13 protein-coding genes are annotated in these 14,936 nt (G+C 69.8%); 9 read left to right on the forward strand and 4 right to left on the reverse strand.

The window, feature by feature from the left end; translation table 11 throughout:
• Positions 1 to 129: 129 nt before the first annotated feature.
• The 3 genes from ACWDAG_RS08405 to tyrS are packed head-to-tail and all read left to right on the forward strand — an operon-like array spanning position 130 to position 4,369.
• Positions 130 to 1,653 carry a TldD/PmbA family protein gene (locus ACWDAG_RS08405; RefSeq protein ID WP_450694828.1) on the forward strand — a complete coding sequence of 508 codons (1,524 nt, stop codon included), beginning with the start codon at positions 130 to 132 and terminating at the stop codon, positions 1,651 to 1,653.
• On the forward strand, positions 1,650 to 3,044 hold the full coding sequence (locus ACWDAG_RS08410) for a metallopeptidase TldD-related protein (RefSeq protein WP_450694829.1): 1,395 nt from the start codon (positions 1,650 to 1,652) through the stop codon (positions 3,042 to 3,044). The genes ACWDAG_RS08405 and ACWDAG_RS08410 overlap by 4 nt, the downstream gene beginning before the upstream one ends.
• Before the next feature lie 56 nt (positions 3,045 to 3,100).
• Complete coding sequence (tyrS, locus tag ACWDAG_RS08415) at positions 3,101 to 4,369, forward strand: tyrosine--tRNA ligase (protein WP_450694830.1); 1,269 nt, start codon at positions 3,101 to 3,103, stop codon at positions 4,367 to 4,369.
• A gap of 87 nt (positions 4,370 to 4,456) precedes the next feature.
• On the opposite strand, the gene ACWDAG_RS08420 is transcribed toward tyrS, so the two are convergent.
• Positions 4,457 to 4,735, reverse strand: coding sequence for a GlsB/YeaQ/YmgE family stress response membrane protein (locus ACWDAG_RS08420; protein ID WP_450694831.1), 279 nt, complete (start codon positions 4,733 to 4,735; stop codon positions 4,457 to 4,459).
• Between the two features lie 246 nt (positions 4,736 to 4,981).
• On the opposite strand from ACWDAG_RS08420, the gene ACWDAG_RS08425 reads away from it, so the two are divergent.
• Positions 4,982 to 5,380 (forward strand): DUF3099 domain-containing protein, encoded by a 399-nt coding sequence (locus ACWDAG_RS08425; protein ID WP_450694832.1) that lies wholly within the window; start codon positions 4,982 to 4,984, stop codon positions 5,378 to 5,380.
• 236 nt (positions 5,381 to 5,616) lie between these two features.
• Positions 5,617 to 5,835 (forward strand): hypothetical protein, encoded by a 219-nt coding sequence (locus ACWDAG_RS08430; RefSeq protein ID WP_450694833.1) that lies wholly within the window; start codon positions 5,617 to 5,619, stop codon positions 5,833 to 5,835.
• A gap of 15 nt (positions 5,836 to 5,850) precedes the next feature.
• Here ACWDAG_RS08430 and moaA read toward each other — a convergent pair whose 3' ends face one another.
• From moaA to ACWDAG_RS08445, 3 genes are all read right to left on the reverse strand, one after another.
• Positions 5,851 to 6,840: a GTP 3',8-cyclase MoaA gene (moaA, locus tag ACWDAG_RS08435; protein WP_450694834.1), complete on the reverse strand. Its 990-nt coding sequence runs from the start codon at positions 6,838 to 6,840 to the stop codon at positions 5,851 to 5,853.
• A gap of 189 nt (positions 6,841 to 7,029) precedes the next feature.
• The gene (locus tag ACWDAG_RS08440; RefSeq protein ID WP_450694835.1) at positions 7,030 to 8,655 is read right to left on the reverse strand and encodes a solute symporter family protein; all 1,626 of its coding nucleotides are present in this window, start codon (positions 8,653 to 8,655) and stop codon (positions 7,030 to 7,032) included.
• Complete coding sequence (locus ACWDAG_RS08445; protein ID WP_390662725.1) at positions 8,652 to 9,008, reverse strand: DUF485 domain-containing protein; 357 nt, start codon at positions 9,006 to 9,008, stop codon at positions 8,652 to 8,654. The genes ACWDAG_RS08440 and ACWDAG_RS08445 overlap by 4 nt, the downstream gene beginning before the upstream one ends.
• A gap of 252 nt (positions 9,009 to 9,260) precedes the next feature.
• On the opposite strand from ACWDAG_RS08445, the gene ACWDAG_RS08450 reads away from it, so the two are divergent.
• From ACWDAG_RS08450 to ACWDAG_RS08465, 4 genes are all read left to right on the forward strand, one after another.
• Complete coding sequence (locus tag ACWDAG_RS08450) at positions 9,261 to 10,787, forward strand: S8 family serine peptidase (RefSeq protein ID WP_450694836.1); 1,527 nt, start codon at positions 9,261 to 9,263, stop codon at positions 10,785 to 10,787.
• Positions 10,788 to 10,896: 109 nt separating this feature from the next.
• A complete protein-coding gene (locus ACWDAG_RS08455; protein WP_450694837.1) occupies positions 10,897 to 12,414 on the forward strand; it encodes a S8 family peptidase in 1,518 nt (505 codons plus the stop codon).
• 46 nt (positions 12,415 to 12,460) lie between these two features.
• Positions 12,461 to 13,825, forward strand: a complete 1,365-nt coding sequence (locus ACWDAG_RS08460; RefSeq protein ID WP_450694838.1) for a CoA transferase — start codon at positions 12,461 to 12,463, stop codon at positions 13,823 to 13,825.
• A 100-nt stretch (positions 13,826 to 13,925) separates the two neighbouring features.
• A complete protein-coding gene (locus tag ACWDAG_RS08465; RefSeq protein WP_450694839.1) occupies positions 13,926 to 14,936 on the forward strand; it encodes a CopD family protein in 1,011 nt (336 codons plus the stop codon).

Consider the following 14,936-nt stretch of genomic DNA (forward strand, 5'->3'; position numbering starts at 1 on the left):
CTCACTGTCGGGTCCCTACAGAAAGTTCCCGGTACCGGCTCGAAACCTGTGGTCCGCGGCCCGGTCACGCGAAATGATCGGAGCAACCGCCGGTCCGATCACAGGTCACGACAACAAGGAGAGACCTCGGTGCCTCATACCATCGACGAAGCCTTCACGGCACTTCCCCTACGGGCCCTGGCCGACGCGGCGCTGGCACGCGCGCGTGCGCTGGGGGCCGAGCACGCGGACTTCCGGTTCGAGCGGGTACGCAGCGCGTCCTGGCGCTTCCGGGATGCCAAGCCCTCCGGTTCGTCGGACACCACCGATCTCGGGTACGCGGTGCGGGTCGTGCACGGCGGCACATGGGGCTTCGCCTCGGGGGTGGACCTGAGCCTGGACGCCGCCGCCAAGGTCGCCTCGCAGGCGGTGGCGATGGCGAAGCTCTCCGCCCAGGTGATCAAGGCGGCCGGTTCGGACGAGCGGGTGGAACTGGCCGACGAGCCCGTGCACGCGGACCGGACCTGGATCTCGTCGTACGAGATCGATCCGTTCTCCGTGCCCGACGAGGAGAAGTCGGCGCTGCTGGCGGACTGGAGCGCGCAGCTGCTCGCGGCGAACGGCGTCAACCATGTCGACGCCTCACTGCTCACCGTGCACGAGAACAAGTTCTACGCCGACACGGCAGGGACCGTGACCACGCAGCAGCGCGTGCGGCTGCACCCGCAGCTGACGGCCGTGTCGGTCGACGAGTCGAGCGGCGAGTTCGACTCGATGCGGACGATCGCGCCGCCCGTGGGACGCGGCTGGGAGTACCTGACCGGCACCGGCTGGGACTGGGAGAGCGAGCTCGAGCAGATCCCGGAACTGCTCGCCGAGAAGATGCGCGCGCCGAGCGTCGAGCCGGGCCTGTACGACCTGGTCGTCGACCCCTCCAACCTGTGGCTGACCATCCACGAGTCCATCGGCCACGCCACCGAACTGGACCGAGCCCTCGGCTACGAGGCCGCCTACGCCGGCACCTCCTTCGCCACCTTCGACCAGCTCGGCAAGCTGAGGTACGGCTCCGACCTGATGAACGTCACCGGCGACCGCACCGCCGAGCACGGACTCGCCACCGTCGGCTACGACGACGAGGGCGTCGAGGGCCAGTCCTGGGACCTGGTGAAGGACGGCACGCTCGTCGGCTACCAGCTGGACCGGCGGATCGCGAAGCTGACCGGGTTCGAGCGGTCCAACGGGTGCGCGTTCGCCGACTCCCCCGGGCATGTTCCGGTGCAGCGCATGGCCAATGTGTCGCTGCAGCCGGACCCGGCCGGGATGGCGACGGAGGATCTGATCGGCGGGGTGGACCGGGGCATTTACGTCGTCGGCGACCGTTCATGGTCAATCGATATGCAAAGGTACAACTTCCAGTTCACGGGCCAGCGGTTCTTCAAGATCGAGAACGGGCGGATCACCGGGCAGCTGCGGGACGTCGCGTACCAGGCGACGACCACCGACTTCTGGGGCTCGATGGCCGCGGTGGGCGGCCCGCAGACGTATGTCCTCGGAGGTGCCTTCAACTGCGGCAAGGCCCAGCCGGGCCAGGTCGCCGCCGTCTCGCACGGCTGCCCGTCCGCGCTCTTCAAGGGCGTCAACATCCTCAACACCACGCAGGAGGCCGGTCGATGAGCGCCCGCAGCAACAAGCCGCACGAGATCGTCGAGCGGGCGCTGGAGCTGTCCACCGCCGACGGCTGTGTCGTCATCGCCGACGAGCACTCGACCGCCAACCTGCGCTGGGCGGGCAACGCACTCACCACGAACGGCGTCACGCGCGGGCGGACCCTCACGGTCGTCGCGACCGTCGACGGCAAGGAGGGCACCGCCTCCGGTGTCGTCTCCCGCTCGGCGGTGACCGTGGACGAGCTGGAGCCGCTGGTGCGGGCCGCCGAGGCCGCCGCGCGCGGCGCCGGGCCGGCGGAGGACGCGCAGCCGCTGGTCACGGGCGTCGCGCAGTCGCCGGACTTCACGGACGCGCCCGCCGAGACCTCGTCGACCGTGTTCGCCGACTTCGCGCCGGCGCTCGGTGAGGCCTTCGCACGCGCGCGTGCGGGCGGCCGCGAGCTGTACGGCTTCGCCAACCACGAGCTGACGTCGAGCTATGTGGGTACGTCCACGGGCCTGCGCCTGCGGCACGACCAGCCCAACGGGACGCTGGAGCTGAACGCCAAGTCGCCGGACCGTACGCGTTCGGCATGGGCGGGCCGCTCCACACGGGACTTCAAGGACGTCGACCCGGCCGCGCTGGACGCGGAGCTCGCCGTACGCCTCGGCTGGGCCGAGCGGCGGATCGAGCTGCCCGCCGGCCGGTACGAGACGCTGCTGCCGCCGACCGCCGTCGCGGACCTGCTGATCTACCAGATGTGGTCGGCGTCCGGCCGGGACGCGGTCGAGGGCCGCACGGTGTTCTCCAAGCCGGGCGGCGGCACACGCGTGGGCGACCGGCTCAGCGAGCTGCCGCTGACCCTGCGCAGCGACCCGAACGAGCCCGGCCTGGAGTCGGCGCCCTTCGTGATCGCGCACTCCTCCGGCGGCGACCAGTCGGTGTTCGACAACGGGCTGCCGCTCGCGGCCACCGAGTGGGTACGGCAGGGCGAGCTGGCCCACCTGACCACGACCCGGCACAGCGCAGGCCTGACCGGGCTGCCGGTGGCTCCCTCGATCGACAACCTCGTCCTGACCGGTGGGGACGACCGCTCCCTGGAGGAGATGGTCGCGAACACCGAGCGGGGACTGCTGCTGACCTGCCTCTGGTACATCCGTGAGGTCGACCCGGCGACGCTGCTGCTCACCGGCCTGACCAGGGACGGCGTCTACCTCGTCGAGAACGGCGAGGTCAGCGGCGAGGTCAACAACTTCCGCTTCAACGAGTCACCGGTCGACCTGCTCGGGCGGGCGACGGAGGCCGGGCGCACGGAAAAGACGCTGCCACGGGAGTGGAGCGACTGGTTCACTAGGGCTGCGATGCCTGCGCTGCGGGTGCCCGACTTCAATATGAGCTCTGTCAGTCAGGGCGTATAACCTCGTAGCCGGTGGTCGCTCGACCGCCCGAAGATCATCAAGGAGATACGAGAACCGTGACGGACATCGTCGACGAGCTGAAGTGGCGGGGTCTGTGGGCCCTGTCCACTGACGAGGATGCTTTGCGCAAGGCGCTCGCGGACGGTCCCGTCACGTTCTATTGCGGCTTCGACCCGACCGCGGCCAGTCTGCACGTCGGCCACCTGGTCCAGGTCCTCACCATGCGCCGGCTCCAGCAGGCGGGCCTGCGCCCGCTGGCCCTGGTGGGCGGCGCGACCGGTCAGATCGGTGACCCGCGGCCCACGGCGGAGCGGACGCTCAACGACCCGGAGACGGTCGCGAACTGGGTGACCCGGCTGCGCGCGCAGATCGAGCCGTTCCTGTCCTTCGAGGGCGAGAACGCCGCGGTGATGGTGAACAACCTGGACTGGACGGCCGGCCTGTCCGCCATCGAGTTCCTCCGGGACATCGGCAAGCACTTCCGCGTCAACAAGATGCTGACGAAGGACTCCGTCGCGCGCCGGCTCGAGTCCCAGGAAGGCATCAGCTACACGGAGTTCAGCTACCAGCTGCTGCAGGGCATGGACTTCCTGGAGCTGTACCGGAGGCACGGCTGCACCCTCCAGCAGGGCGGCAGCGACCAGTGGGGCAACCTCACGGCGGGCCTTGACCTGATCCACAGGCTGGAGCCCGACGCCGAGGTGCACTGCCTGGCGACGCCGCTGATGGTCAAGGCGGACGGCACCAAGTTCGGCAAGACCGAGGGCGGCGCCGTCTGGCTCGACCCCGAGATGACGACTCCGTACGCGTTCTACCAGTTCTGGCTGAACGTGGACGACCGCGACATCTCGACGTACATGCGGATCCTGTCCTTCAAGTCCCGTGCGGAGCTCGAAGAGCTGGAGAAGCAGACCGAGGAGCGTCCGCAGGCCCGTGCCGCGCAGCGCGCGCTGGCCGAGGAGCTGACGACGCTCGTGCACGGCGCCGACCAGACGGCCGCGGTGATCGCCGCGTCCCGTGCCCTCTTCGGGCAGGGGGAGCTGGCGGACCTGGACGAGCGGACGCTGGCGGCTGCGCTGTCCGAGCTGCCGCATGTCCGGGTCGCCGAGCCCGGCCTGGTGGTGGATCTTTTCGCCGAGGTCGGCCTGGTGGCCAGCAAGTCGGCTGCGCGGCGGACCGTGAAGGAGGGCGGGGCGTACGTGAACAACGTGAAGGTCGCGTCCGAGGACGCGGTTCCCGCCAAGGAGGATCTGTTGCACGGGCGGTGGCTTGTGCTGCGGCGGGGCAAGAAGAATCTTGCCGCCGTTGAGGTGAGCGGGGCTTGATCGCCGTGGGGGTGCGGTGTTCTGCGGGCTGCGGCTTCGTCGTGGTGGTTCGCGCAGTTCCCCGCGCCCCTGAAGGGGCGCTGTAGCTCACACCCGTTGTTTGTGCTTGCCCAGGGTTGCCATGTACGCCATGTCGACCAGGAAGACGATGACGATCGCGGCCACCAGCTGGAAGGCGTGGCGGCTCCAGTCGATGCCCCGGGTGGATTCGACGCCGAAGCCACGTGCGATGGCGTTGCCTGCGATCGCGCCGAGCATGCCGCAGATGGTGGTCAGCCAGAGGGGGCTGTGCTGTTTGCCGGGGATGACCGCCTTGGCGATCAGACCCAGTACGAATCCCACGATGATGGCCCACAACCAGCCCATGGCTGCCTCCTCGTACGGCTCGATATGAGCCTTGCGCCCAGTGTCGGACCGTGCACCGTACGGCGCATGTCGGGTGCGGCTGTACGCGCTACGGCCGAGGCCGTTCGGCCAGGTGGGAGGTGACCCGGTCTCGTAGGCGGCGCAGGTGCGGCGTAACGTTGGAGGTGTCCGGGCGCCGTCTCCCTACCGGGGGCGGACCGGGCACGGGGACGGGGACGGTCCGATGCGGGCGGATGGTGGAATGTGATGCGGAAGCAGCATGGCGGCGGCAAGAGCCAGGTGTTCCGGATCACCGGGGCCCGGGCGAGCCTCGACGAGGACGTGCGCGGTCGGCAGCGCCGGTACGTCATCTCGATGTCGATCCGTACGGTGTCGGTGATCCTCGCGGCATCACTGTGGAACGTCGAACGGCACGTCGCGATCGTGGCGTTGGTCCTCGGACTGGTCCTCCCCTACATCGCCGTGGTGATCGCGAACGCGGGCCGGGAGAACGCGCCGTCGCTTCCGTCGACCTTCGTGAGTGTCCCGATGCGTCCGATGATTGCGCCGCCGCGGACGAACGACGGTTTCGCGGAACCGGTCCCGGAAGATGTCGCGGCCGAGCCCGCACCGGGCGCAGGAAGCGAGCCGCACGACCGGGCGTGACCACGCTGGAAGGGCCGCAAACGGAAGTGGGCTCCGCACCAAGCTCAAGAAAAGCTCAGATCAATCATGTTGTTCCAGTGCCGGGCGACGGGTTACCCGTGACATACTTCGTACGCGCTCCGCATCCCCCGTCGGAGCGACAGACCGACGCCGGGCAGCTCCCCCCGTGGCTGCTCGGCGTCGCCTTGTTCGGCGCCTTTTCAGCGCCTTGTTCAGCCCGGTTGTGAGACGAACCTGTGAGTGACGAGAACCCGATCTGCTCCGCCAAGGGCTGCCGTGCCGATGCCGTGTGGGTACTCGCATGGAACAACCCGAAGATCCACACGCCGGAGCGGCGCAAGACATGGCTGGCCTGTGAGGAGCATCGGGAGCATCTCTCCCAGTTCCTCGGTGTACGGGGTTTCCTCAAGGACGTGGTCCTGCTGAAGGAATGGGAGTCCGCCCCGGGGACCTAGGTTCTCCTGCGGCTCCTAGCCGCCGATCGCCGACATGGGCCGGTCCGGCTGGACGAACGACGGGTCGTCCAGGCCCGCTCCCGCCTTCTTGCCCCACATGGCGAGTCGCCAGATGCGGGCGATCTCCTCGTCCGGGGCGTCGGAGCGCAGGGCTGCGCGCAGGTCGGTCTCCTCCTGAGCGAACAGGCAGGTCCGTATCTGGCCGTCGGCGGTGAGACGGGTGCGGTCGCAGGCCGAGCAGAACGGGCGGGTGACGGAGGCGATGACGCCGACGCGGTGGGGGCCGCCGTCCACGACCCAGCGCTCGGCGGGGGCCGAGCCGCGCTCGTCCGTCCCCTCCGGGGTCAGGTCGAAGCGGGTGCGCAGCGAGGCGAGGATGTCGCCGGCGGTGACCATGCCCTCGCGCTTCCAGCCGTGCTGGGCGTCCAGGGGCATCTGCTCGATGAAGCGCAGCTCGTACTCGTGCTCCACCGCCCAGGCCAGCAGGTCCGGGGCCTCGTCCTCGTTCAGTCCCGGCATCAGGACGGTGTTGACCTTGACCGGGGTCAGGCCTGCGTCGCGGGCGGCCTGGAGACCCTCGATGACGTCCTTGTGCCGGTCCCGGCGGGTGAGGATCTTGAAGGTGTCGGGGCGGAGGGTGTCCAGGGAGACGTTCACCCGGTCCAGGCCCGCTGCCTTCAGGGCCGTCGCCGTGCGCCCCAGTCCGATGCCGTTCGTCGTCAGGGACATCTGGGGGCGGGGGTGCAGCGCGGCGACCCGCTCGACGATGCCGACCAGGCCCGGGCGCAGCAGGGGTTCGCCGCCGGTGAAGCGGACCTCCTTGATGCCCAGGGAGCTGACGGCGATGTCGATGAGGCGGACGATCTCGTCGTCGGTGAGCAGGTCGGGCTTGGCCAGCCACTGCAGGCCCTCTTCGGGCATGCAGTACGTACAGCGCAGATTGCACCGGTCGGTCAGCGAGACCCTCAGGTCGGTGGCCACTCGGCCGTAGGTGTCGATGAGCACGTGGGCCCCCTCCCTCGTAACGGACCAGTACGGATCAATCATTTCCCGTCACCTGCGAGCCTACGTGACACCACCGACAACGACAGCGGCCCGATCCCACGAGGTACGGAGCGGCCGCGTCGTAGTTCCCTACGACACGGCCGCTCAGGGGGCGTGCTCAGTGTGTTCTCGGCGGCTTCAGTGGGGTTTTCAGTGGGCGCCGGTGCCGGTCAGGGAGCGGACCTCCAGCTCCGCGTACTTGCCCTTGTCGGGCTCCTCCTTGGAGAGGTAGGTGCCGATGATGCCGAGCAGGAAGCCGACCGGGATCGAGATGATGCCCGGGTTCTCCAGCGGGAACCAGTGGAAGTCGGTGTCGGGGAACATCGACGTCTCCTTGCCGGAGACCACGGGCGAGAACAGCACCAGGCCGACCGCCGTGATCAAGCCGCCGTAGATCGACCACAGGGCTCCCTGGGTGGTGAACCGCTTCCAGAAGAGGCTGTAGAGGATGGTCGGCAGGTTGGCGGAGGCGGCGACCGCGAAGGCGAGGGCGACGAGGCCCGCCACGTTCAGGTCGCGGGCGAGGGCGCCGAGGCAGATCGAGACGGCTCCGATCGCGACCGTCGCCCAGCGGGCCGCGCGCAGTTCCTGCTTCTCGGTGGCCTCGCCCTTCTTGATGACGTTCGCGTAGATGTCGTGGGCGAACGACGAGGAGGAGGCGAGGGTCAGACCCGCGACGACCGCGAGGATCGTGGCGAAGGCGACCGCGGAGATGGAGGCGAGCAGGATGGCGCCCCAGTTGGAGTCGACACCGCCCAGATGCAGCGCCAGGAGTGGTGCCGCCGTGTTGCCCGCCTTGTTCGAGGCGATGATCTCGTCCGGTTTGATGAGCGCCGCGGCGCCGAAGCCCAGCGCGAGCGTCATCAGGTAGAAGGCGCCGATCAGGCCGATCGCCCAGTTGACGGACTTACGGGCGGCCTTCGCCGTGGGCACGGTGTAGAACCGGATCAGGATGTGCGGCAGGCCCGCGGTGCCCAGGACCAGGGCGATGCCCAGGGAGATGAAGTCCAGCTTGGACGTCGAGGTGAGGCCGTACTTCAGGCCGGGCTCCAGGAAGGCCGAGCCCTTGCCGCTGTTGTCGGCGGCCTTGCCGAGCAGGTCGGAGATGTTGAAGTGGAACTTCAGCAGCACCAGGAAGGTCAGCAGCAGGGCGCCCGCGATGAGCAGCACGGCCTTGACCATCTGGACCCAGGTGGTGCCCTTCATGCCGCCGATGGTGACGTACACGATCATCAGGACGCCGACGAGGGCGACGATGCCGATCTTGCCCGCGTCGCTGGTGATGCCGAGTAGCAGCGAGACCAGGACACCCGCGCCCGCCATCTGGGCCAGCAGGTAGAAGATCGAGACGACGATGGTGGACGTGCCGGCCGCGGTGCGGACGGGGCGCTGGCGCATCCGGTAGGCGAGGACGTCGCCCATGGTGTAGCGGCCCGAGTTACGCAGGGGCTCGGCCACCAGGAGCAGTGCCACCAGCCAGGCGACGAGGAAGCCGATGGAGTACAGGAAGCCGTCGTAGCCGGCCAGCGAGATCGCGCCCGCGATGCCGAGGAAGGAGGCGGCGGACATGTAGTCGCCGGAGACGGCGAGGCCGTTCTGGAAGGCGGTGAACTGGCGGCCGCCGGCGTAGAAGTCGGCGGCGTCCTTGGTCTGGCGGCCCGCCCAGATGGTGATGACGAGGGTCGCGGCGACGAACACCGAGAACAGGGTGATGATCAGTGGGCGGTGCTCACTGGCCTCACCCGCGGCCAGCACGGTCTGCTGCGCGATGCTCATGCGTCGCCCTCCATACGGGACTTGATCGCCTCGGCCTTGGGGTCGAGCTTGGTGGCGGCGTGCCGCGAGTACCACCAGGCGATGAGGAACGTGGTGAGGAACTGGGCGAGGCCCAGCACCAGGGCGACGTTGATGTTGCCGAACAGCTTGGTGCCCATGAAGTCGTCCGCGTAGTTCGACAGCAGGACGTAGAGCAGGTACCAGGCGATGAAGCCGACGGTGAGCGGAAAGGCGAAGGAGCGGTGGGAGCGGCGCAGTTCACCGAACTCCGCACTCTCCTGCTCCGCGACGAACTCCTCGGTGGAGGGAAGTCGGGCTTGGGTTTTCGAGGGGGGCGGTGTCTCGGTGGCCACGGAGTCTCCTCGCGTTGCGGATGCGGTTGTGACGGGGATCGGGGGCGAGTGTCCTCGTGCTCCCTGTCCAAGGTCACGGCGCCACGCGAGGGCAGGTTCAACTCCCTTGACCTGTTTCCGAACTCACCTTGGGCAACTCATTGCTGACCAGCGTCGTCGGGAGATAGCTTCGGCCTGCACCGCCCGTCATGTACCTGCCCGAGCAGCATCTGCGTCTCGGGCGGTTTCGTTTCCGGATGATGTGGAGACCCCATGGCTCATCTGCGTTCCAGACGCCGACTCGCACTCGCCGTACCGGTCGTGCTGTCGCTGACCGCCTCGCTCGGCTTCCTGCCGGCGGCCGCTCACGCCGCCCCGCGCGCGGAGTCCACGGCACAGGCGGCCGACGCGGAAAACTTCGCGTATCTCGTCAACACCAAGACGGACCATCGCACGATCGAGTCGGTCAAGAAGGCGATAGCCAAGGCCGGCGGCACCGTCGTCGTGGCGTACGACAAGATCGGCGTGATCGTCGTCCACTCCGCGAACCCCGCCTTCGCCCAGGAGATACGCAAGGCGCCCGGCGTGCAGTCCGCGGGAGCCTCGCGCACCTCGCCGGTGACCGCGGCGGGGACGACGGAGGAGGGGGCGGTCCAGTACCTCTCCAAGGCCGAGGCCGCCAAGGTCGCGGGGAGTGCGACGGCCGGCGAGGAGCCGCTCGAGGCGGACCAGTGGGACCTCAGGGCGATAGGCGCCGACCAGGCCGCCAAGGTCGACCCGGGCAGCAAGAAGGTGACCGTCGCCGTGATCGACGTCGGCGTCGACGACACCCATCCCGACATCGCCCCGAACTTCTCCGCCTCGCAGTCCGCGAACTGTGTGAGCGGCAAGGCGGACACGACATACGGCTCCTGGCGGCCGGTGGACGCCGACCACTACCACGGCACCCATGTCGCGGGCGAGATCGCCGCGGCCCGCAACGGCATCGGTGTCGCGGGTGTCGCACCTGGTGTGAAGGTCGCCGGCATCACGGTGGCCCAGCCGGACGCGAACCAGCTGTTCTTCCCCGAGAGCGTCGTGTGCGCCTTCGTGTTCGCCGCCGATCACGGCGTCGAGATCACCAACAACAGCTACTACGTTGATCCATGGCAGTACAACTGCATGGACGATCCCGATCAACGTGCCATTGTTGATGCGGTCAACAGGGCCCAGCTGTATGCACAGCGCAAGGGCACGCTCAATGTCGCCGCTGCGGGCAACTCCAACAACGACCTCGACTCGGACGCGCTCGTCGACGCCTCCAGCCCCGACGACTCGACCCCGGTCACCCGGACGGTCGACCCGCACAAGTGCTTCGACGTGCCGACCCAGCTGCCGGGTGTGGTCACGGTCAGCGCGACCGGTGTCACGGGCGCCAAGTCGTACTACTCCAGCTACGGCGACGGTGTCATCGACGTCGCTGCGCCGGGCGGCGACAAGTACAAGATCCCCGACACGCCGTCGAAGAACGGCCGCATCCTCTCCACGATGCCGAACAACTCGTACGGCTTCCTGCAGGGCACGTCGATGGCCACACCGCACGTCGCGGCCGTCGCCGCCCTGCTCAAGTCGACGCACCCCTGGGCGACTCCGGCCCAGCTGCAGGCCCTCCTCAAGGCGCAGGCCGACAACCCGGGCTGCCCGACCGACCCGTACGACGGGAACGGCGACGGCGTCGTGGACGCCACCTGCGTGGGCGGCAAGCGGATCAACGGATTCTACGGTTTCGGTATCGTCAACGCGCTGCGCGCGGTGAAGTAGACCCAGTGCCTGTTCGGGCGGCGCGGTGACGGGGACCGCGCCGCCCCGGACCACCCGCACGGTCCGTACGCACCGCTTCGCACCGCGAACGAACTGGAGACACCGACACATGACAGCGCCTCACCCGCGCTACCGCCGCGCGATCGCGATCCCGCTCGGGACGGCGATGGCAACGGCCCTCGCGTTCCTGCCGAACGGCACGGCCGTGGCCGGCGCGCCGGCGGCCACGACCGCCGCCGCCGCGAGCACGCTCAGCTACGTCGTCAACGTCCGCCCCGGGCACGGCACGTCGTCGTACGTGAAGAAGGCGATAGCCGAGGCCGGCGGCACGATCGTGACGTCGTACGACGAGATCGGCGTGATCGTCGTCCACTCGGCGAACCCCGGCTTCGCCGGGACCATCCGCGCGGTGCACGGGGTGGAGTCGGCCGGCAACACCCGCAACGCGCCGCTGCCCGCCCAGTCGACGACCGACGTGGGCGCGCCGAAGGCGCTGACGGCCGAGGAGCTGAAGGGCGTTCAGGCCGTCGACGGGCAGGACCCGCTGGAGCCGCTGCAGTGGGATCTCGCCGCCATCAAGGCGGACAAGGCACACGAGAAGTCTCTGGGCAGCCCGAAGGTCACGGTCGGTGTGATCGACACCGGCGTCGACGACACACACCCCGACATCGCGCCGAACTTCAACCGGAACGCCTCGGTCAACTGTGTGTCGGGCAAGCCGGACACGACCGACGGCGCCTGGCGCCCCAGCGCCTCGGAGAGCCCGCACGGCACGCATGTGGCGGGCGAGATCGCGGCCGCGAAGAACGGCGTCGGCATGACAGGTGCGGCACCGGGCGTGAAGGTCGCCGGCATCAAGGTGGGCGACCCGAAGGGCTACTTCTACACCGAGGCCGTCGTCTGCGGCTTCGTGTGGGCGGCCGAGCACGGCGTCGACGTCACCAACAACAGCTATTACACCGACCCCTGGTACTTCAACTGCACCGACGACCCGGACCAGAAGGCGCTCGTGGACGCAGTCACCCGGGCCGCGCGGTTCGCCGAGAGGAAGGGCACGGTCAACGTCGCGGCGGCCGGCAACGACAAGTACGACCTGGCCTCGGACTCGATCACGGACCCGTCCTCGCCGGACGACGGCACCCCCTCCGACAGGGTGATCGACCCGTCCCGGTGCCTTGACATACCGACCCAGTTGCCGGGTGTGGTGACCGTGGCGGCGACCGGCGCGAAGGGCATCAAGTCGTCGTTCTCCAACTACGGTCTGGGCACCATCGACGTCGCCGCGCCGGGCGGCGACTCGACCCGCTTCCAGGCCCCGGCCCCGCCGGCCACCAGCGGCCAGATCCTGGGCACGCTGCCCGGCGGCAAGTGGGGCTACATGGCCGGTACGTCGATGGCCTCGCCGCATGTGGCAGCGGTCGCCGCATTGATCAAGTCAACCCATCCGCACGCCTCTCCCGCCCTGGTGAAGGCCCTGCTGTACGCCGAGGCCGACGGCACCGCTTGCACGGACCCGTACGACATCGACGGGGACGGCAAGGTCGACGCGGTGTGCGAGGGGCCGAGGAACTACAACGGCTTCTACGGCTGGGGCACGGTGGACGCGCTGGCGGCAGTGACCAAGTAGGCCGCCGTGCCATATATTGATTCAGTCAATAATGCATAGTGCAGTCATGACTGCAATCAAGTTCGCATGGTCCGCACTGGGCGGTGATGCCGCCCTTCTCCCGCGGGTGTCGGCCGTGGTGCGGGAGGGCGCTCCCCAGGGGCGCCTTCCTGTACGGGAGCTGGCGCGGGCCTGCGTCGGAGCGTGTGCGCTGGCCGGTGCCGAGCTGGGGGCACGGCGGAGCGGGCTCCCCGAGGTGCCCGGGGTCCGGGTGGACGACGGGGCCGTCGCCGCGGCCTTCCACAGTGAGCGGCATCTGCTGCTCGACGGGCGCGCGCCGGTCAGCTTCGCGCCGCTCTCGCGGTTCTGGCGGACAGCGGACGGATGGGTGCGGACGCACGCGAACTATCCGCACCACCGGGCACGGCTGCTGGACGCGTTGGGTGTGCCGGACGAGGTGGCCGCCGTCGCAGCCGCGTTGGCCGAGCGGTCCGCCCTGGAGGTCGAGGAGGCGGTGTACGCGGTCGGGGGTCTGGCCGTGGCACTGCGGACCCCCGAGGAGTGGGCCGCGCACGAGCAGGCCGTAGAGGTGGCCGCACGGCCCCTGGTGGAGCGCGAACGGCTCGACTTTGCGCACGCGCGCGTGCTCGCCCCGGTCGACGGGTCTCCCTTGCGGCCCGCGGCCGGACTGCGGGTCCTCGACCTGACCCGGGTCCTGGCCGGCCCGGTCGCCACCCGCACGCTCGCCCTGCTCGGCGCCGACGTGCTGCGCGTGGACCCTCCGCAGTTGCCCGAACTGCCCGACCAGCACGCCGACACGGGCTTCGGGAAGCGGTCGACCACGCTGGACCTGGCCGCCGACCGGCGCACCTTCGAGGAACTGCTCGCGGCGGCGGACGTGGTCGTCACCGGGTACCGGCCGGGCGCCCTGGACAGGTTCGGGCTGTCGCCGCGCGCACTGGCGGAACGGCGGCCCGGGGTGGTCGTGGCACAGGTGTCGGCATGGGGTGCCTACGGGCCCTGGAGCGAGCGGCGGGGCTTCGACAGCCTGGTGCAGGTGGCGTCGGGGATCGCCGCCGTCGAAGGCTCCCCGGAGCAGCCGGGTGCGCTGCCCGCACAGGCGCTCGACCACGGGACCGGCTATCTGCTGGCTGCGGCGGTGCTGCGGGCGCTGACCGAGCAGTCGTACGAGGGCGGCAGCCGGTTCGTACGGCTGGCGTTGGCGCGGACGGCCGAATGGCTCGTGAACGGCATCGGGACCGGTGCCGTGGGCGACGACTCGTACGACGGGCCCGGTCCCTGGCTCGCCGAGACCGACAGCTCACTGGGGCGGCTGCGGTACGCGCTGCCACCGGTGTCCTTCGCGGGCGGGCCGGCCGACTGGGCGCGGCCGCCGGTGCCCTGGGGGACGGATCCCGCGCGGTGGGTCTGAGTCACGGGTGCGTCCGAAAGCGTACCCATGAGCAGAATGCCGTACCCCAGTTGTCTTACTCCACTTGCCCGGTTCTGCGGCGGCTGGCGAACATCGTGAGGTGACGTTGACGAAACCCACGGCAGGGCAGGCCGAGGCCGGGGAGCCCGGGCGGCGCTCCGGTGCCGGCCGGGCCGTCGCCGTGCTCGTCCTGGTGGCCCTGGCCGCGCTGATACCACTGCTCGGCCCGTCCGTCGCGCTGCACCGCACGGGGGAGGCCGCCGCACCCGGGGTCGGCGGTATCGGGCTGCTGCGGGCGGTGTTGTTCGCCGCGTTGTGCGTACCGGTGGGCGAGTTGTCGGTGAGGCGTCTGGCCCGTTCGCTGCCCGGCGCCCCGGAAGCCGCGCCCCGCAGCTGGGCGCCGTACGCGGCCGCCGCCGGTTTCGTCGCCGCACTGGGTCTCGCCTCGGTCGTGTCCACCGGCAACCTGGTGCCGCACAGCCTGGCCGACATCAATGTCGGCGGCCTCTACGACTCGCGGGACGGCAAGCTCGCGCTGATCGAGGTCAACGGCTTTCTCGCGGCCGGCCTCTGCGCCCTCTCGCGCCGCCCGGCCACCCAGGTCTGGCCGCTCGCCGCGATCATCGCCGCGGAAGCCCTGCGCGCGCATCCCACGACCGAACACAGCCCACTGCTCGGGTCGGGGCTGACGGCCGTGCACCTGACGTGCGCGACGCTGTGGTCGGGCAGTCTGCTGCACACGCTGCGGACGCTGCGCCGGTGGGGCCCCTGCGAGGCGGGCGCGGCCCTGATGGGGCTCTACGCGCGCGTGGCGGCCGTTCTGCTCGCCGTCATCACCGCGACCGGGGTGTGGAGTTCGCTGCGCCGCATGCCGTCGCACACGATCCTGGACCAGCTGACCACGACGGCGTACGGGCGCACCCTGCTCGCCAAGGTGATCCTCGTGGCCACCGTCTCCCTGCTCGCCCTGTGGGCACGGATCCGGCTGCGCCGCGCCGCCGACCCGCTGACCGCCTGCTTCCCCGCGCGCTTGGAGGTCGCCGCCCTGGGGGTGGTGGTTCTGGTGTCGGGGCTGCTGACGGCGCTGCCGCTGCCGATCCGCTGGTCGTGA

It is taken from the genome of Streptomyces sp. NPDC001157, assembly GCF_053598255.1.

Excerpts from the sequence above, each read along its gene's own strand:
- ACWDAG_RS08450 (WP_450694836.1), top strand. The coding sequence starts at position 9,261 with ATGGCTCATCTGCGTTCCAGACGCCGACTCGCACTCGCCGTACCGGTC.
- ACWDAG_RS08420 (WP_450694831.1), bottom strand. The coding sequence starts at position 4,735 with ATGGGCTGGTTGTGGGCCATCATCGTGGGATTCGTACTGGGTCTGATC.
- ACWDAG_RS08410 (WP_450694829.1), top strand. The coding sequence starts at position 1,650 with ATGAGCGCCCGCAGCAACAAGCCGCACGAGATCGTCGAGCGGGCGCTG.
- ACWDAG_RS08455 (WP_450694837.1), top strand. The coding sequence starts at position 10,897 with ATGACAGCGCCTCACCCGCGCTACCGCCGCGCGATCGCGATCCCGCTC.
- ACWDAG_RS08460 (WP_450694838.1), top strand. The coding sequence starts at position 12,461 with ATGACTGCAATCAAGTTCGCATGGTCCGCACTGGGCGGTGATGCCGCC.
- ACWDAG_RS08440 (WP_450694835.1), bottom strand. The coding sequence starts at position 8,655 with ATGAGCATCGCGCAGCAGACCGTGCTGGCCGCGGGTGAGGCCAGTGAG.
- ACWDAG_RS08425 (WP_450694832.1), top strand. The coding sequence starts at position 4,982 with ATGCGGAAGCAGCATGGCGGCGGCAAGAGCCAGGTGTTCCGGATCACC.